At 65.8% G+C, this 16,428-nt stretch carries 12 protein-coding genes; 5 read left to right on the top strand and 7 right to left on the bottom strand.

What is annotated here, in order from left to right; genetic code table 11:
- The first annotated feature begins 39 nt into the window (after positions 1-39).
- The 3 genes from FHT08_RS15100 (at position 40) to hpaM (ending at position 6,098) form a co-directional block, all read left to right on the top strand.
- The gene (locus FHT08_RS15100; RefSeq protein WP_166775574.1) at positions 40-2,448 is read left to right on the top strand and encodes a penicillin acylase family protein; all 2,409 of its coding nucleotides are present in this window, start codon (positions 40-42) and stop codon (positions 2,446-2,448) included.
- Positions 2,449-2,663: 215 nt separating this feature from the next.
- On the top strand, positions 2,664-4,808 hold the full coding sequence (locus tag FHT08_RS15095) for a TonB-dependent receptor (RefSeq protein ID WP_166775573.1): 2,145 nt from the start codon (positions 2,664-2,666) through the stop codon (positions 4,806-4,808).
- Between the two features lie 240 nt (positions 4,809-5,048).
- Positions 5,049-6,098: a type III secretion-associated outer membrane-bound protein HpaM gene (gene hpaM / locus FHT08_RS15090; protein ID WP_104538101.1), complete on the top strand. Its 1,050-nt coding sequence runs from the start codon at positions 5,049-5,051 to the stop codon at positions 6,096-6,098.
- A gap of 68 nt (positions 6,099-6,166) precedes the next feature.
- Here the strand turns inward: hpaM and asnB are convergent, their stop codons facing one another.
- The 7 genes from asnB to map form a co-directional block, all read right to left on the bottom strand.
- Positions 6,167-7,861 carry an asparagine synthase B gene (gene asnB, locus FHT08_RS15085; protein ID WP_104538102.1) on the bottom strand — a complete coding sequence of 565 codons (1,695 nt, stop codon included), beginning with the start codon at positions 7,859-7,861 and terminating at the stop codon, positions 6,167-6,169.
- Between the two features lie 295 nt (positions 7,862-8,156).
- Positions 8,157-9,290: a succinyl-diaminopimelate desuccinylase gene (dapE, locus tag FHT08_RS15080; RefSeq protein ID WP_166775572.1), complete on the bottom strand. Its 1,134-nt coding sequence runs from the start codon at positions 9,288-9,290 to the stop codon at positions 8,157-8,159.
- Positions 9,291-9,401: 111 nt separating this feature from the next.
- Complete coding sequence (locus FHT08_RS15075; RefSeq protein WP_104538104.1) at positions 9,402-9,758, bottom strand: arsenate reductase; 357 nt, start codon at positions 9,756-9,758, stop codon at positions 9,402-9,404.
- Complete coding sequence (locus FHT08_RS15070; protein WP_243849053.1) at positions 9,755-10,198, bottom strand: hypothetical protein; 444 nt, start codon at positions 10,196-10,198, stop codon at positions 9,755-9,757. The genes FHT08_RS15075 and FHT08_RS15070 overlap by 4 nt, the downstream gene beginning before the upstream one ends.
- Before the next feature lie 26 nt (positions 10,199-10,224).
- Positions 10,225-11,391, bottom strand: coding sequence for a 2,3,4,5-tetrahydropyridine-2,6-dicarboxylate N-succinyltransferase (gene dapD / locus FHT08_RS15065; RefSeq protein ID WP_166775571.1), 1,167 nt, complete (start codon positions 11,389-11,391; stop codon positions 10,225-10,227).
- Between the two features lie 20 nt (positions 11,392-11,411).
- Complete coding sequence (locus tag FHT08_RS15060) at positions 11,412-14,021, bottom strand: [protein-PII] uridylyltransferase (RefSeq protein WP_104606307.1); 2,610 nt, start codon at positions 14,019-14,021, stop codon at positions 11,412-11,414.
- Positions 14,018-14,794 carry a type I methionyl aminopeptidase gene (map, locus tag FHT08_RS15055; RefSeq protein WP_104606308.1) on the bottom strand — a complete coding sequence of 259 codons (777 nt, stop codon included), beginning with the start codon at positions 14,792-14,794 and terminating at the stop codon, positions 14,018-14,020. The genes FHT08_RS15060 and map overlap by 4 nt, the downstream gene beginning before the upstream one ends.
- A gap of 291 nt (positions 14,795-15,085) precedes the next feature.
- Between map and FHT08_RS15050 the strand changes: the two genes are divergently transcribed.
- Both FHT08_RS15050 and FHT08_RS15045 read left to right on the top strand, forming a co-directional pair.
- A complete protein-coding gene (locus FHT08_RS15050) occupies positions 15,086-15,637 on the top strand; it encodes a spore coat U domain-containing protein (RefSeq protein WP_181126352.1) in 552 nt (183 codons plus the stop codon).
- Positions 15,638-15,645: 8 nt separating this feature from the next.
- Positions 15,646-16,416: a molecular chaperone gene (locus FHT08_RS15045; RefSeq protein ID WP_047130792.1), complete on the top strand. Its 771-nt coding sequence runs from the start codon at positions 15,646-15,648 to the stop codon at positions 16,414-16,416.
- Positions 16,417-16,428 lie beyond the last annotated feature (12 nt).

Genomic DNA, 16,428 nt, shown 5'->3' with positions numbered 1-16,428 from the left:
ACAGGCCGCCACACTGTGACCGAACTCAAGGACTCGACAATGCGCAAATGGCTGGGCCGGCTGCTGCTGGCAATCGTGGTATTGGTCGTGGCGGCCCTGTTGGCCGTGTATCTGCTGATGCGTGGCAGCCTGCCGCAGCTGGATGGCAACAGCGCACTGCAGGGCCTTGCAGCACCGGTCAGCGTGCAACGCGACCGGCGTGGCGTGGTCACCATCGATGCGGCCAGCCAGGTCGATGCCATGCGCGCACTCGGCTATGTGCACGCGCAGGAGCGCTACTTTGAGATGGACCTGATGCGCCGCGCACCGGCCGGCGAGTTGTCCGAGCTGTTCGGCGCCGCAGCGCTGGACCTGGACAAACGCAATCGCGTGCACCGGCTGCGCGCCCGCGTGCATGCCAGCCTGGATGTCGCCGCCGGCAGCCAGCGCGCCGCGCTGCAGGCCTATACCGAGGGCGTCAATGCCGGGCTGGCCGCACTGCGCGTGCGCCCGTGGCCGTACCTGTTGCTGCGGCAGACACCGCGCGCGTGGACGCTGGACGACTCCATCCTCACCGGCATGGCGATGTATGCCGACCTGCAGGACAACGACAACCAGACCGAACTGGCTGCCGCCCGCATCCGTGCGGTGGTGCCGGCGGCGCTGGCGGCATTGCTGGACCATCAAGGCTCCAGCTGGGATGCGCCGCTGTTCGGCCCCGCGCAAGGCGATGCCATGCTGCCCGACGCCGCCACGCTGGATCTGCGCCGCCTGCCGCATCCAGCCGCCACCGCAGGCGCCGAGCCGCCGACGCCGGGCAGCAACAACTTCGCCGTGGACGGCAGCCTCACCAGCGACGGCCGCGCCATCGTCGCCGACGACATGCACCTGGGCCTGCGCGCGCCCAATATCTGGTTCCGCGCACGCCTGCGTTACCCGGACGCCAGCGCGCCCGACGGCAAGGTGGATGTCACCGGTTTCACCCTGCCCGGCTTGCCGGCGGTGGTGGTCGGCAGCAACGGGCATGTGGCCTGGGCCTTTACCAACAGCTACATCGATACCGCCGACTTTGCGCGGATTGCGCCGGCCACGCCGGGTCATCCGCAAGCGCTCACCACCCATGTCGAAACCATTCGCGTGGCCGGCGCCGCGCCGGTGCGTTTTGCGGTGCGCGAGAGCGCCTGGGGACCGGTCCTGCACGACAACGCCGATGGCAGCCTGCTCGCGCTGCGCTGGGCCGCGCAGCTGCCCGGCGCGATCCGGCTGGACTTTGCGCAGATGAGTACGGCGGCCGATGTGCAGGCCGCCTTTGCAGTGGCGGATCGCTCGGGCATTCCGGCACAGAACCTGTTGCTGGCCGATCGCAGCGGGCGCATCGCCTGGCGGTTGATCGGTGCGCGCCCGGTACGCAATGCCGGGTGTGGCCCGAGCGGCATCGCCGAACTGGCAATCTCGGCGCAGGGCGCACGCGCGGCATCGCCTTCGGCTGCGGTAACCTCGGCATCGGCGCCAGCACCGAGCGGCTGCCAGCCCTGGCCGGTGCGCAGCGATGCTGCCCCCGAGCTGATCGATCCTCCTTCGCACCGGCTCTGGACCGCCAACAGCCGCGTCGTCGATGCGCAGCAGTTGGCCACGCTTGGTAATGCCGGCTACGACCTGGGCGCGCGGGCGCAGCAGATCCGCAACGACCTGTTCGCCAGACAGCGCTTCAACGAGCGGGATCTGCTCGCCATCCAGCTCGACGATCGCGCCGTGCTGCTCACGCGGTGGTGGCAGTTGTTGCGCAGCGTGGTCGAACACAGCAAGGATCCGGCCTTGCAGCAGATCGAAGCCGCCACCCGTCAATGGGACGGGCACGCATCCACCCGCTCGGCCAGCTACCGCATCGTGCGCGGCTTTCGCGGCATGACCATCGACGCAGTGGAAGCCGGCCTGCTGGCGCCGGCAAAAGCCGCGCTTGGCAAGGACTTCCTGCCGCCGCGCCGCGCCCAGCTGGAAGGCATCGTCTGGCCGTTGCTGCAGCAGCGCCCGGCGCATCTGCTGCCGCCCGCCTATGCGAACTGGGATCAGCTGCTTGCCGCGGCTGCACGCAATGCGCAGACGGATCTCGCTGCGCAGGACGGCGCCTTGAGCGAACGTACCTGGGGCGAACGCAACACCGCCACCATCTGCCACCCGATCGCGCGGGCATTACCTGCGCTCGCCAAGCGCTGGCTGTGCATGCCGCCCGACCAACTGCCAGGCGACCGCGACATGCCGCGCGTGCAAGGCCCGGCCTTCGGCGCCTCCGAACGCATGGTGGTGTCGCCCGGCCACGAACAGGACGGCATTGTGCACATGCCGGGCGGCCAGAGTGGACACCCCTTGTCGCCGTTCTGGGGCGCAGGCCACGACGATTGGGTACACGGCCGGCCAACCCCATTCCTGCCGACCGCAACCCGCTATACGTTGCAACTGCAGCCGAAGTAGGCGTGGTCATTGCTGTCTCGTCTGTCGACACAGGTTTCGACAGTCGTTGGGGGCTGGACGAACGCAAAATCGGTGTCTGCGTTCTGCAGATCGCACCCCGCACCCCTCACATCTGCACATCCAAGTATCCGCAGCCACGCCCGCCTACCGATCTGCCCAATCAAGCGAGCACAACATGCTAAGATGCATTTGATAACCATTCCCATTAGTGACCGATGCGCCCCACGCTCCTTGTCACCGCGCTTGCCGCTTCCCTGGTTTTACCGTCGCCCCGCGCCTTCGCTCAACAACACGCCAGCACCCCCACAGCGGTCACCGACCTGGATGGCGTCGACGTCGTCGGCCGTGCGCAGACGTTGTACAAATCCGACGATGCTGCGGTGGCCACACGCACCGATACGCCGTTGTCGCTGGTGCCGCAGTCTGTACAGGTGCTGCCGCGCGAACTGATCGACGACCAGGCCGCGCGCCAGATCACCGATCTGTATCGCAGCATCAGCGGCATCAGCTTCTTCAGCTATGCCGGCGTGACCCTGCGCGGCTTCCGCCAGGAGAACGTGCTGTATGACGGATTGCGTGGCGATCCGTATGCCGGCTTCTCGGTGCCGCAGCTGTTCAATATCGAACGCGTGGAAGTGCTCAAGGGCCCGGCCGGTGCGTTGTATGGCGGCGGCGAACCCGGTGGTGTGATCAATTACGTCACCCGCAAACCCGGCCATCAGGCCGCGCGTCGGGTGGAGCTGCAGGTGGGCAATCAATCCTTCGGTGCGGCCTCGTTCGAAGCCACCGGGCCGGCACGCGAAGACGGGCGCATTCGCTACCGCATCGGCGCCTACGCCGATGGCGAGGATGGCTTTCGCCGCAACACCGATAGCCAGAGCCAGATCGGCGATGCGTCAGTGGCGTTCGACATCGGCCAGACAGGCGAGCTCACGCTGCAATACACCGACATCACCCAGAACCTGGGCGGCAATCGCCTGCGCGGCGTGCCGGTGGACGACGACGGCAACTTCCTCACCGACCGCCGCTGGAACCACAACGAACCCACCGATTTCCTCGACATGCGCGCCAAGGTGGCATTCGCACAGTACCGCTTTGCACCGTCGGATGCGTGGGACGTGGACATGGCGATGCGCTGGTTCAAGAACGACGAGCATCAGATCTATCACGAGCCGATGGGCCTGATCGACCGCGATGGCGACGGCACCGCCGAATGGATGACGCGGCAGCTGCGCAATCAGTTCCGCGATAACGATGCGATCTCCGGCAACGTCAACGCGGTGTTCCGCACCCGCATCGGCGCGATCGAGCACAAGCTGCTGATGGGCGCGGACTACTATCGGCTGGACGCGGATTTCCGCGCGCAGACCGCCAATACCGCCGACACCGGCCGCGTGCGCGGGCCGGTGCCGGGCATTGATTTGTTCAACCCGGTGTATGGCCGCAGCGGCTTCTACGACTACGGTCTGGACGGCCTGCCCTGGCGCGCCACCAGCACACGCAGCCAGCGCTACGGCGCGTATCTTCAGGACGAACTCACGCTGACGCCGCGCTGGTTTGCGATGGCCGGACTGCGTTGGGACGGCTTCAAGGACGACAACCGTCTGGACGGCTCGCGCGTCACCGGCAACGATCTCAGCTGGCGTGTGGGCAGCACGTTCGTGCTGCGCGATGGCATCAACGCGTACGCAAGTTATGCCAGCGGCTTTCTGCCGCAGGATGCGGCCAATCAGGACAGCAGCGTCGGCGGGCCGTTCGATCCCGAGCGCAGCACGCAGTGGGAAGTGGGTCTGAAAACCGCGCTCAGCGATGGCGGGCTGACGCTCAACACCGCGCTGTATCGCATCGAACGCAGCAACATCGTGCAGGCCAACGGCCGTGTCGTCGATGGCGTCAACCAGCTCTCCGCGCTCGGTCTGGTACGCAGCGAAGGCCTGGAAGTGGATCTGCTGGCCGACCTCACCGAACGCTGGGTGCTCAACCTGACCTACGCCTACAACGATGCACGCGTGCTCGATGCGGGCACCAACGGCATCACCAATGTGTCCGGCGACCGCTTCGCCAATGCACCGCGCAACACTTTCGGTCTGTGGACACGTTACGACCTGCCGGCCTGGAACTCGGCGATTGCCTTCGGTGCGGACTACGTAGGCGAGCGGCTCAGCCTGGAAGGTCAGCGCGTCAAGCCGTACGCCATCTTCGACATCAGCTGGCAGACGCAGTGGGACGCCTGGAAGCTGCAGGTCAACGTCAAGAACCTGTTCGACCGGGTCTATGCCGTCAGCGGGTTCACCGAGCGCACCGGTCACTTTCCTGGCGAACCGCGCCGCGTCTACGCGCAGCTGGCCTACAGTTTCTAGCGTGGCGAACGGGCGCCTGCCCAGGCCGCGAGCACTGCTCCAACTGTGACGTTGATCGGCCGCAGCGGCCGCCGCACGCACAGTTGTGGCCTCGACCACGGCGGTGCAATGAACCTGCGCCGAATCAGGCCGGCCGGAATCCGCCAGACGTTAACGTCCATTGGGACACACTAGAGGCCGTCGCGATCTGTAACGTGTTTTTACACGATCGCCCTCCTCCCCCCACTGACCGGAATCCGCATGCCTCAGCTTGCCCGCTCCGTTTCCGCCCTGTTGCCCCTGCTCGTTGCGACTGCCTGCTCGGCAGCGCCGCCCGCCAAATCCGGCCCACCGGATGCGCCGGTCGCGGCATGCACCGCCAAAGTGCGCCCTGGGCAGGATCTGCAGAAAACCATCGACAAGCTTCCGCAAAGCGATACGCCTGCGGTGTTGTGCTTGGAAAAGGGCGAATTTCCGCTCAATGGCCTGGTCTCGATCCACCGCGGCAATCTCACTCTTCGCGGCAAAGGCCCGACCACGGTGCTGCGCATGGCCGATGGCGTGCAGCAACCGGCATTGGTGGTCGGCGACTATGAAAATCAGCAGCCGACCGGCGTGATCCGCAATGTCAGCATCGAAGACATGCAGATCGTCGCCAGCACCGGCGACAAGGAATTCATGCCCGAGCGTCCGTATCTGAGCAACAGCGCGGTGGTCGTGCGTTCCGGCCAGGGCATCCGGCTCGCCGGTCTGCAGGTCAACAAGTGCCGCAGCGCCTGCCTGCTGAGCGAGTACGACACGCGCGAGATCACCATCGAAAACAACGATGTTTCGGGCGCGATTTGGGACGGCGTATCGTTCAATCGCACCGCCAAGGTCACCATGGTCAACAACTACATCCACGACAACGTGGCCGCAGGGCTGACCACCGAGCATCTGGAAGACAGCGAGATCCGCAACAACCGCTTCGAGCGCAACGGCAGCCAGGGCATCTATCTGTCCGACGCGCGCCGCAACCGCTTCAGCAACAATCAGTTCGACGGCAACAAGGTCGCCGGTGTCTTCCTGGCTTGCGCCATCCGTTATCGCACCCCGGAAATCCTGTGCTGGGACAACAGCATGAGCCAGGACAACGTGTTCGAGAACAACCGCTTCTCCAATACGCCGTTCACCTACACCATCGGTGTGGACCGCGCTGCTAACTGCACTGCGGCCGACTTCAAGCCAAACCTGTGGCGCAACAACCAGGCCGATGTGGCCGGCGTGGATATCGAGCCGCAACGCTACGGATACTGCGTGCGCCACGAGTGATCGCAGCAGCGGCCGGCAGCGCGTGAGCGCATGCCGGCCGCTGTAGTTTCAACTTCGATGCAGCAGCGTTACGACGCCAACGCCTGTTCGTGCACGCCGGCAATCGCACGGCCGGACGGGTCGGCCATCGCGGCGAAGCTGGCATCCCAGGCGATCGCGGTCGGCGACGAACACGCGATCGACTTGCCGCCCGGCACCGTCTCCGCCGCCGCCTGGCTGGGGAAGAACTGCTCGAACAGCGTGCGATAGAAATACGCTTCCTTGGTCTGCGGCGGATTGACCGGAAAGCGTTTGGAGGCGGCAGCCAGCTCGCGGTCGCTCACATGTGCGGCGGCATGCGCCTTGAGTCCATCGATCCAGCCATAGCCCACGCCATCGCTGAACTGCTCTTTCTGCCGCCACAGGATCGATTCGGGCAGATACCCGGCAAACGCTTCGCGCAACACGCCCTTTTCCATCCGCGTGGCGCCGCTGCTGGTCTTGTCGATCATCTTGAAGCTGGCGTCCATGCGCATGGCCACGTCCAGGAATTCGCGGTCCAGGAACGGCACGCGCGGCTCCACGCCCCAGGCCATCATCGACTTGTTGGCGCGCAGGCAATCGTAGTTGTTGAGCGCATCCAGTTTGCGTACCAGTTCTTCGTGGAATTCGCGTGCGTTCGGTGCCTTGTGGAAATACAGATAGCCGCCGAAGATTTCGTCGCTGCCTTCACCCGACAACACCATTTTTACGCCCATCGCCTTGATGCGTCGTGCCAGCAGGAACATCGGCGTAGAGGCGCGGATGGTGGTGACGTCGTAGGTCTCGATATGGCGGATGACCTCGGGCAGCGCATCCAGGCCTTCGTCGAAGCTGTACTCGAAACCGTGATGCACGGTGCCCAGCGCGGCGGCGGCGACTTCGGCCGCGGCCAGATCCGGCGAGCCTTTCAAACCGATCGCGAACGAATGCAGGCGCGGCCACCACGCTTCGGTGGTGTCGTTCTCTTCGATGCGATGGCGTGCGTAGCGTGCGGCCACCGCGGCGACCAGCGACGAATCCAGCCCGCCGGACAGCAGCACGCCATACGGCACGTCGGTCATCAGCTGACGGTGCACCGCGCGCTCGAACGCCTCGCGCAATTCCTGCAGCTGCACCTGCACGCCTTCCACTTCGGCGTATTCGCGCCAGGCACGCTCGTAATAGCGACTCAGTGCACCGGTGGCGCTGTCGTACCAATGGCCAGGCGGGAACTGCGCCGCATCGGCGCAATCGTCCACCAGCGACTTCAGTTCCGAGGCCACCCGCAGCCGGCCTTCGCGGTCGTGGCCCCAGTACAGCGGCACCACGCCGATCGGGTCGCGCGCGATGATCACCCGCCCGGCGGCCTTGTCCCATAGTGCGAACGCGAAGATGCCGTTGAGGCGGTTGAGGTAGGAGGCCGGCGCATCCTCGCGATACAGCGCGTTGATCACCTCGCAATCGGAGCCGGTCTGGAAGGCGTACGGCTGCATCAGCTCCTGCTTGAGCTCGCGATGGTTGTAGATCTCGCCATTCACTGCGAGCGCAAGTTCGCCATCTTCGGACAACAACGGCTGCGAGCCGCCAGCCGGGTCGACGATGGCCAGGCGCTCGTGCACCAGGATCGCACCGGTATCGATATGCACACCGCTCCAGTCCGGGCCGCGATGACGCTGCCGCTGCGAACATTCCAGCGCCTGCCGGCGCAATGCCTGCAGATCGTCACCGGGTTGCAGGCCGAAAATACCGAAGATGGAACACATGGAAACACTCCTGGATGAAACTGCGGGGGTTGGCGGCCGGTGGCAAGCGTGCTGCACGAGAATGACACCCATAAAAAAAACCCGCATCGGCCGATGCGGGTTCTCTGATTCCTGGGCGTTTGGTGTTACTTCGCCTAGTCGCAGACCCGCATCGGCCGCGCACGATTGTTCGCGCGCAGATTGTTGCGGTTGGCGTTATTGCGGTTGGCGAGCTGGAAGACCATGTGAGCGACGCTAACCGTTCGTTTTCGATGGCGCAACTGTTTCAGCGGCAACGACGGCGACGCATGGTCCGTCAATCCACCAGCAGCCGCTCGATCAGGCCGCGATACAGCGCCGGCAAGGCTTGCAGATCGGCCACGCGCACATGCTCGTCGACCTGGTGGATGCTGGCGTTGACCGGGCCGACTTCGATGCATTGCGCACCCAGCGGCGCGATGAAGCGCGCATCGGAGGTGCCGCCGCCAGTGCTTTCCTCCGGCGGCGCGCCGGCGAACTGGCCCAGCACCTCGCGTGCGACGCTGCGCAGGCGCCCTTCCGGGGTGTAGAACGGCTCGCCGCTGCGATGCCAGCGCAGCGCATAGTCCAGCCCATGGCGATCCAGCAATGCGGTGATTTCCGCTTCCAGCCGCGGCGCATCCCACAGCGGGGTGTAGCGCAGGTTGAAGGCCACCTGCAGCTCGCCCGGAATCACGTTATTGGCGCCGGTGCCGGCATGGATGTTCGACACCTGCAGGCTGGTCGGCGGAAAACTCTCGAAGCCCTCGTCCCACTGCCGCGCCACCAGCTCGGTCAGTGCCGGCGCGGCCAGATGGATCGGATTACGCGCCTTGTGCGGATACGCCACGTGTCCCTGCACGCCCCTGACGATCAGCGTGCCGGACAGACTGCCGCGGCGGCCCACGCGCAGCAGGTCGCCCAGCCGTTCGGTGGACGACGGTTCGCCGGTGATGCACCAGTCGATCGCCTGCCCGCGCGCGCGAAACAGCTCGGCCACGCGCCGCACGCCATCGATGGCGTCGCCTTCTTCATCGGAAGTCAGCAACACCGCCAGCGTGCCGGCATGCTGCGGATGGGCGGCGACGAACTGTTCGGCGGCGATCGCGAAGGCCGCCACGCTGCCCTTCATGTCGGCCGTGCCGCGCCCGTACAGCACACCATCGCGGATCTGCGGATCGAACGGATCGCTGGTCCAGGCCTCGCGCGGTCCCGGCGGCACCACATCGGTGTGGCCGAGCAGCACCAGCACCGGCGCACCGCTGCCGTGGGTGGCCCACAGATTGTCGACCTGGCCCAGGCGCAGGTGCTCGCAAGCGAATCCGGCAGCCTCCAGGCGTTGCGCAAGCAGCGCCTGGCAGCCGGCATCGGCCGGTGTCACCGAGGCGCGTGCGATCAGCTCGCAGGTCAGTTGCAGTACGTCGCCGGTCATGTTCGTCCTTCCGATAAAAGATGCATCTGGGTCGCCGGCATCAGCAGGTCGCCTGCCTTCCCCGCGGCCGCCCCGCACAGGCGTGTGCGAGCCGACGGCGCGGTGGCGCCATCAGGCAATGTTGAAGCGTGCCTTGAACCCGTTGTCGGAGAAGCCCTGGCTGAGCGTACCGTCCTCTGTCACCACCACCGGGCGGCGAATCAATTGCGGGTACTCGCGCAGCAGCAACTTCCATTCGGCGTGCGAACCGGGCGTCTTCTTGTTGTCGGGCAGCTGGCGCCAGGTGGTCGAGGACTTGTTGATCAGGGCCTCGAATCCGCCGGCCTTGCCGGCCCAATCCACCAACGTCTCCGGCGCGGGCGTGTGCTCGCGGTAATCGACGAAGCTGTAGGCCACGCCGAAGCGGTCCAGCCACTTGGTCGCCTTCTTGCAGGTGTCGCAGTTCTTCAATCCATAGAGCGTGGTCATGTCGTCGCCTTCTCGACTCCGCGGCGCGCGCTTGCACGCGCCAACAGGGTGGTTACCAGTTGATCGTGTTCCTGCCCGTGTGCGGGCAGGAACACCACATCGGCGCGTGTGCCGTGGAATTTCAGCGCCATCCGCCGTGGCGGAATCAGCCATGCCGCATCGACCGAGCGCAGCTCGGCAAGATCCACCCGCTGCGATCGTCCTTGTTGCACGATCTCCAGCGCATCGCCCGCATCGCGAACCTGCGCCCACCGGCTGGACGCCCATGCCAGACGCAAGGTCATCAGCACCACCAGCACAGGCGCCAGCCAACGCAGGGCATCCAGCTGCTGCGGCACGCCGTCGCGCAGCAGCGAGCCGGCCACGTAGAGCGCCACCCATCCCAACCACATGGCCGGAATGCCCCAGCGGACCCAGCCACTGAGCGGACGCGACAGCATGGCACCCTGCGCAGGCTGCACTGTGCTCAATCGGCCAGACCGCGCAGCAGCTCGTTGACGCTGGTCTTGCTGCGGGTCCTGGCATCCACCTGTTTGACGATCACCGCGCAATACAGCGAATGCGAGCCATCTTTCGACGGCAGCTGGCCGGACACCACCACGCTGTAAGGCGGCACGTAGCCGTAGGAAATCTCGCCGGTGGCGCGATTGTAGATGCGCGTGCTCTGGCTGATGAACACGCCCATGCCGATCACGCTGTGGTGGCCGATGACCACGCCTTCGACCACTTCCGAACGCGCACCGATGAAGCAATGATCCTCGATGATGGTCGGGCTGGCCTGCAGCGGTTCGAGCACGCCGCCGATGCCGGCACCACCGGACAGGTGGCAATGTGCGCCGATCTGCGCGCACGACCCCACCGTGGCCCAGGTATCGACCATGGTGCCTTCGCCCACATACGCGCCGATATTGGTGAAGCTCGGCATCAGCACCACGTCCTTGCCGAAATAGCTGCCGCGCCGCGCCACCGCACCCGGCACCACACGCACGCCGGCCTTGCGGAACTCGGCCTCGCCGAAGCCGGCAAAACGCGACTCCACCTTGTCCCAGAACGGTGCCGGCTGCGCGTCGATCACGGCCATTTCGTTGACGCGGAAATACAGCAGCACGGCCTTCTTCAACCACTCGTTGACGCTCCAGCCACCCTGTCCGTCCGGCTCGGCGACGCGGAACTCGCCGCTCTCCAGGCCGTCGATGACGCGGGTGACGATGGCGCGGGTGGAGCCGTCGATCTCGTCGACGGTCAAGCTGGCGCGGCGCTCGAATGCGCTTTCGATGCCGAACTTGAGTTCGTCAGTACCCACCGGCGTTGCAGCGCCGCCGACGGCCTTTTCGGCGATCGGCAGTTTCTTCGCAGCTGCAGCCTTCTTGGCGGCCGGTGCGGACACCACGCTGGTCGGCTGCTTGGCCACGCGCGGGGCCGCACTGGTCGCCGACTTGGTCGCGCTTTTCCTGGTCACCTGCTTGGTAACGCTTTTGCTGGCGGCCACAGGCTTGCCAGCCGCCGCGGTGGCCTTGCGCTTGTCGACGGCCGGCGCCTGACGCGCCTTGCCGCTTTTGCTCGTCGCGCGCTTGGGCGCTGCGTTGGTGGGGGTGGCGCCCTGCTTGCGCGCGGTCTTCTTGCTGGTGGCCATGGGGGGGTCTCCGAACGGACTTAAGTGGGATCGAGACAGGCGCACAGCGCATCGCGCAGCGCCTGCCGGGCGGATTCGGGCAACGGGCGGTCATGCTCGTCGGTGATCTGGAACTGGTCTTCGGCACGCTCGCCGAAGGTGGCGATGCGCGCATCGTGCACACGCAGGTGCTGCAGACGCAGCACATTGGCCACGTCGGCCAGCAAGCCGGGGCGATCGGGCGCCACCAGGCTGATGCGGGTACGGCGGCCACCGGCGCTTTCGCTGAACTCCACGCGCGGCGCAAAGCGGAAGTGGCGCAACTGGCGCGGCACCGCACGCCGCGAGGGCCGCACCTTGTGCAGGTCGCCGGCCAGCACCTGGCGCAAGGCCGCAGCCAGGCGCTGCGGGTCGCCATCTGCGGAGCTGTCCTGCGGCAGCACTTCGAACACGTCGAAGATCGCATCGTGCGGTGCATCCAGCACGCGGGCGCGATGGATGCCGTAGCCCTTGCGATCCAGCGTGGCGACGATCGCGGAGAACAGGCCATCGCGGTCGGGCGAATACACGAACACTTCCAGCGCGTCGTTGTCCGGCACCGCACGCCGCGCCTTGACCAGGGTCTGGCCGATCTGCACTTCGATCAGCGACACCGCCTGCCAGGCCAGCTGCTCGGGACGGAAGCGCAGGAAATTTTCATCCGGCATGCCGGCGAACTGACGGTCGATGGTGGCATCGTCGTGGCCTTGCGCCTGCATCAGCGCGCGCGCGGACTCGCGCGCTTCGCGCAGGCGCTCTTCGCGCGGCGGCGGATGCTCCAGGCCCTCGCGCAGCGCGCGCCGCGCGGCGAAGTACAGATCGGCCAGCAGCCGGTCCTTCCACGCATTCCACAACTTGGGACTGGTGCCAGCGATATCGGCGCAGGTCAGCAGATACAGGTAATCCAGACGTTCGCGCGTGCCGACCAGGGTGGCGAAACGGTGGATCACCTCCGGGTCGGAGATGTCCTGCTTCTGCGCGGTCACCGACATGCGCAGATGCTGTTCGACCAGCCAGGCCACCAGCGCGGTATCGCCCTCGCTGAGCCGATGCGCCTGGCAGAACGCGCGCGCATCCACCGCGCCCAGCTCGGAATGATCGCCGCCACGGCCCTTGGCGATGTCGTGGAACAGGCCGGCCAGCAGCAGCAATTCCGGCTTGCGCAGGCGCGGCCAGACTTCATGGGTGATCGAAAAACGCTCGTCGGCGCGACCGGCGGCAAACAACGCGATGTTCCGCAGCACCATCAGGGTGTGCTGGTCCACCGTGTAGACATGGAACAGGTCGAACTGCATGCGCCCGGACACGCTGGCAAATGCCGGAATCCACTGGCCGAGCACGCCCAGGCGCGCCATGCGGTTGAGCGACTCCACCGCCCGCGGGCCGCGCAGCAGCGCCATGAAGCTGTCGCGCGCGGTCGCATCGGCCACGTCGTAGGCCGGCAACTCGCGCAGCACCTCGGCCAGCGCGCGGGCAGTCAGCGAGTGCAGTCCACGCACCTCGCGATGCGCCGCCCATTGCGCAAACAGCGCAAAGACCTGCAGCACATCGCCGCCCGGCCAGTCCTCTGCATCCGCGGCCAGGTAGCCGCGGCGCAGACTGAAGCCCCCGCCGAGCGACTCCGGCACCGCCTCGCCGTCGAATTGCTCTTCGAAGCGCTGCAGCAAGCGGTCGCTGATGCGACGGATCAACGCAGCACTGCGATAGAAGCGCTGCATCATCTTTTCCACGCCCAGACTTTCCGGGTCGTCGGCAAAGCCCAGCCGCTCGGCAAGGGTCTTCTGATAATCGAATCCCAAGCGCTCTTCCGGCCGGTTGGCGACCATGTGCAAGCCAAACCGCAGCCGTGCCAGCTCCTCGCGTTCGCGCCTCAGCGCTGCGGCCTCGTCGAAACCGACATGACCGAGTCCGACCAGCGCCTCCAGATCCTTGACACCGAACGCGCGCAGCGCCATCCAGCCCAGCGTCTGCAGATCGCGCAGACCACCGGGGCCGTCCTTGATGTCCGGCTCGAGATTGTCGGCGGTATCGCCGAAGCGCTGATGCCGCGCCAGCAGCTCTTCGCGCTTGGCCTGGAAGAACTCGCGCGCCGGCCACACCTGTTGCGGCGAAATCGCTGCCGCCAGGGCGGCACGCGCCTGACCGCCAGCCACCAGCGGCCGCGATTCGATCAAGGCCGTCAACACCGTCTGATCGGCGGCCGCGGCGGTGCATTGCGCCGGCGAGCGCACCGCGTGACTGATCGGCAGGCCCACATCCCACAACAAGGCGAACAGCCGCGCCAGGGCCTGCTCGTGCTGTTGCTGCACGCCGGTCTCGCCCAGCACCAGCACATCCACATCCGAGCGCGGGAACAGCTCGCCGCGCCCATAGCCCCCCACGGCATGCAACGACAGTCCGGCATCGGCCGGGATGCAGCGCGTCCACGCATTGCGCATCAATTGGTCGACCGCGCGTGCGCGCAAGGCCACCAGGCGTTCGATCGGCTCGCCCTGGTCGAAGCGCTTGCACAGCCGCATGTCGGCATGCACCAGCAGCGGGCGCGCTTGCGCGGCCCACTCGGCATCGCCGGCGACACCCGGGTCGGGTCGGTCCGCCGGCGTGGCCGTCATACCGGAGCGGGAGCGTTCGGCGACAGCGTCAGCACATCCACGCCGTCTTCGGTCACCGCGACCATGTGTTCCCACTGCGCGGACAACTTGCGGTCCTTGGTCACCACGGTCCAGCCGTCCGGCAGGGTCTTATGGTGGTAGGTGCCTTCGTTGATCATCGGCTCGATGGTGAAGGTCATGCCGGGCTTGAGCACCAACCCTTCGCCGGGACGGCCGTAATGCATCACCTGCGGCTCGTCGTGGTAGACCTTGCCGATGCCGTGGCCGCAATAGTCGCGCACCACGCTGAAGCGCTCGGCTTCGGCAAACTTCTGAATCGCGTGACCGACATCGCCCAGCGTTGCCCCCGGCTTGACTGCACGAATGCCGCGCCACATCGCCTCATAGGTGGTATCGACCAGGCGTCTGGCCATCACTGACGGCGTGCCGACGTAATACATGCGGCTGGTGTCGCCATGCCAGCCATCCTTGATGACGGTGACATCGATATTGACGATGTCGCCGTCCTTCAGCACCTTGGCCGCGCTCGGGATGCCGTGACAGATCACGTTGTTGACCGAGGTGCACACGCTCTTGGGAAAGCCCCGGTAGCCGACGTTGGCGGGAATGGTGCCCTGCACGTTGACGATGTGGTCGTGGCAGATGCGGTCCAGCTCGGCCGTGGTCACGCCCGCTTGCACATACGGAGCCACGACATCGAGCACCTCGGCGGCCAGGCGGCCGGCGACGCGCATCAGTTCGATTTCTTCTTTGGTTTTCAGATTGACGCTCATGGCAGCGATTATCGCCGATTCGGACTGAATCTGAACGACCCGCATGGGCATTTTCATGCTGAAGGCGATAGACCGGTGGAAACGGACGGGGCAGCAGGAAACTGGCAGCAACGCGTATTCATGTGTGACGCACTACCGCGCGCGTCAAAAAATACGCAATCGGAGTCATCCGGAAGACATCGCAATTTCACGAAAACTTTTAGGTTAAACAGTGAGATAGACGAATTATTCAGGGTAATCTTTGGCACAGCTGATGCATTGCAGGGAAGGCGACAAGCCGTCGCGTCACTAATGACCAGACTGGTCAAGGAAATGTCCATGCGTACTGTCCGTCCTGTCCTGCTGTCCCTCGGCCTGCTCTCGACCATTGGCGCCGCCACTGCAGCAGACACCACAACGTTCAACGTCAAGATCGCCGTCACCAAGGCCTGCACCATCACCGCCGCCTCGGCGACGGACGTCGACTTCGGCTCGGTATTGTCCACCTCGACCACAAATGCGGACGCCAACGGCAGCGTGACCGCGCAGTGCACCGCGCTGACCCCGTACAACATCGCATTGAGCGCGGGCAGCAATGCCGGCACCGCCAACGATGTCACCACCCGCCGCATGAAGAACACCGATGCGCTGGTCACCACCAACAACTTCATCGCCTATCAGCTGTACCAGGATCTGGGCCGCAGCACGGTGTGGGGCAGCACCACCGGCACCAATACGCTGAGCCGCACCGCCACCGGCATCAACCAGATCTATCCGGTCTATGGCCGCGTGACCAACCCATCGGCCAACAATCCCGCGATCGGTGCCTACCAAGACACCATCACCGCCACGATCGTCTATTGAGCGCGCGCATGCCATCGCACCACCGCCCGTGGTACCGGATGCCAGTCTGGCTGGTGACGGCCGGATTGGCGCTCACGCTGGCGCTTGGCAGCGGCTTGCCGCTGCGGTCTGCACAGGCGGCCAGCCTGCAGCTGGCACCGACCTCGCTGACACTGAGCGCGCAGCAGTCCGCCGACGGGCTCTGGCTGAGCAACAGCGGCAGCGCGCCGGTGCAGGTGCAGACCCGTGCCTATCGCTGGACCCAGCGTGACGGCAAGGATCAGCTCGACCCGACCCAGGAACTGCTGGTCAGCCCGCCGATGCGCACGCTTGCCGCCGGCGAGCGCCAGCTGATTCGCGTGATTCGCGCCGGGCCTGCGCCCGCCAGCGAGGAAGTCTGCTACCGCATCATCGTCGACGAATTGCCCAGCACCGATGCGGATCTCAAGGGCATGCAATTCGTGTTGCGCTATTCGGTGCCGATCTTTTTGCTGCCACCGGGCAAGACCGAATCCACGCCGACCCTGAGCACGCAGGTAATTGCCGGCAGCGACGGCAATGCGCAGATCCAGATCAGCAACACCGGCAACGGACACGCCCAAGTCGCCGACCTGCAGCATCGGGTCGACGGCACGACCAAGAGCGTATTGAACGGACTGGTGGGCTATGTCCTGCCCGGCCAGACCATGCGCTGGTCGCTGGGTGCACCGCTGGCCCAGTTCGGCCGCGGCGCCATCATCGCAAGGATCAATGGTGAGGCAGACGAACGCACCTTGTTGGCCGCGCCAGCGGCGCCGTGATGCGGGCCGGCT

Source organism: Xanthomonas sp. CFBP 8151 (assembly GCF_011761885.1).
Lineage (GTDB): Bacteria > Pseudomonadota > Gammaproteobacteria > Xanthomonadales > Xanthomonadaceae > Xanthomonas > Xanthomonas arboricola_B.
The sequence above is the reverse complement of the archived record's forward strand: the minus strand, read 5'-3'. Positions and strand labels throughout refer to the sequence as shown.

Coding starts and splice junctions, on each gene's coding strand:
- FHT08_RS15050 (WP_181126352.1), top strand. CDS start 15,086: ATGACCAGACTGGTCAAGGAAATGTCCATGCGTACTGTCCGTCCTGTC.
- FHT08_RS15070 (WP_243849053.1), bottom strand. CDS start 10,198: ATGCTGTCGCGTCCGCTCAGTGGCTGGGTCCGCTGGGGCATTCCGGCC.
- FHT08_RS15075 (WP_104538104.1), bottom strand. CDS start 9,758: ATGACCACGCTCTATGGATTGAAGAACTGCGACACCTGCAAGAAGGCG.
- dapE (WP_166775572.1), bottom strand. CDS start 9,290: ATGACCGGCGACGTACTGCAACTGACCTGCGAGCTGATCGCACGCGCC.
- map (WP_104606308.1), bottom strand. CDS start 14,794: ATGAGCGTCAATCTGAAAACCAAAGAAGAAATCGAACTGATGCGCGTC.
- FHT08_RS15100 (WP_166775574.1), top strand. CDS start 40: ATGCGCAAATGGCTGGGCCGGCTGCTGCTGGCAATCGTGGTATTGGTC.
- hpaM (WP_104538101.1), top strand. CDS start 5,049: ATGCCTCAGCTTGCCCGCTCCGTTTCCGCCCTGTTGCCCCTGCTCGTT.
- FHT08_RS15045 (WP_047130792.1), top strand. CDS start 15,646: ATGCCATCGCACCACCGCCCGTGGTACCGGATGCCAGTCTGGCTGGTG.
- FHT08_RS15060 (WP_104606307.1), bottom strand. CDS start 14,021: ATGACGGCCACGCCGGCGGACCGACCCGACCCGGGTGTCGCCGGCGAT.
- FHT08_RS15095 (WP_166775573.1), top strand. CDS start 2,664: ATGCGCCCCACGCTCCTTGTCACCGCGCTTGCCGCTTCCCTGGTTTTA.
- asnB (WP_104538102.1), bottom strand. CDS start 7,861: ATGTGTTCCATCTTCGGTATTTTCGGCCTGCAACCCGGTGACGATCTG.
- dapD (WP_166775571.1), bottom strand. CDS start 11,391: ATGGCCACCAGCAAGAAGACCGCGCGCAAGCAGGGCGCCACCCCCACC.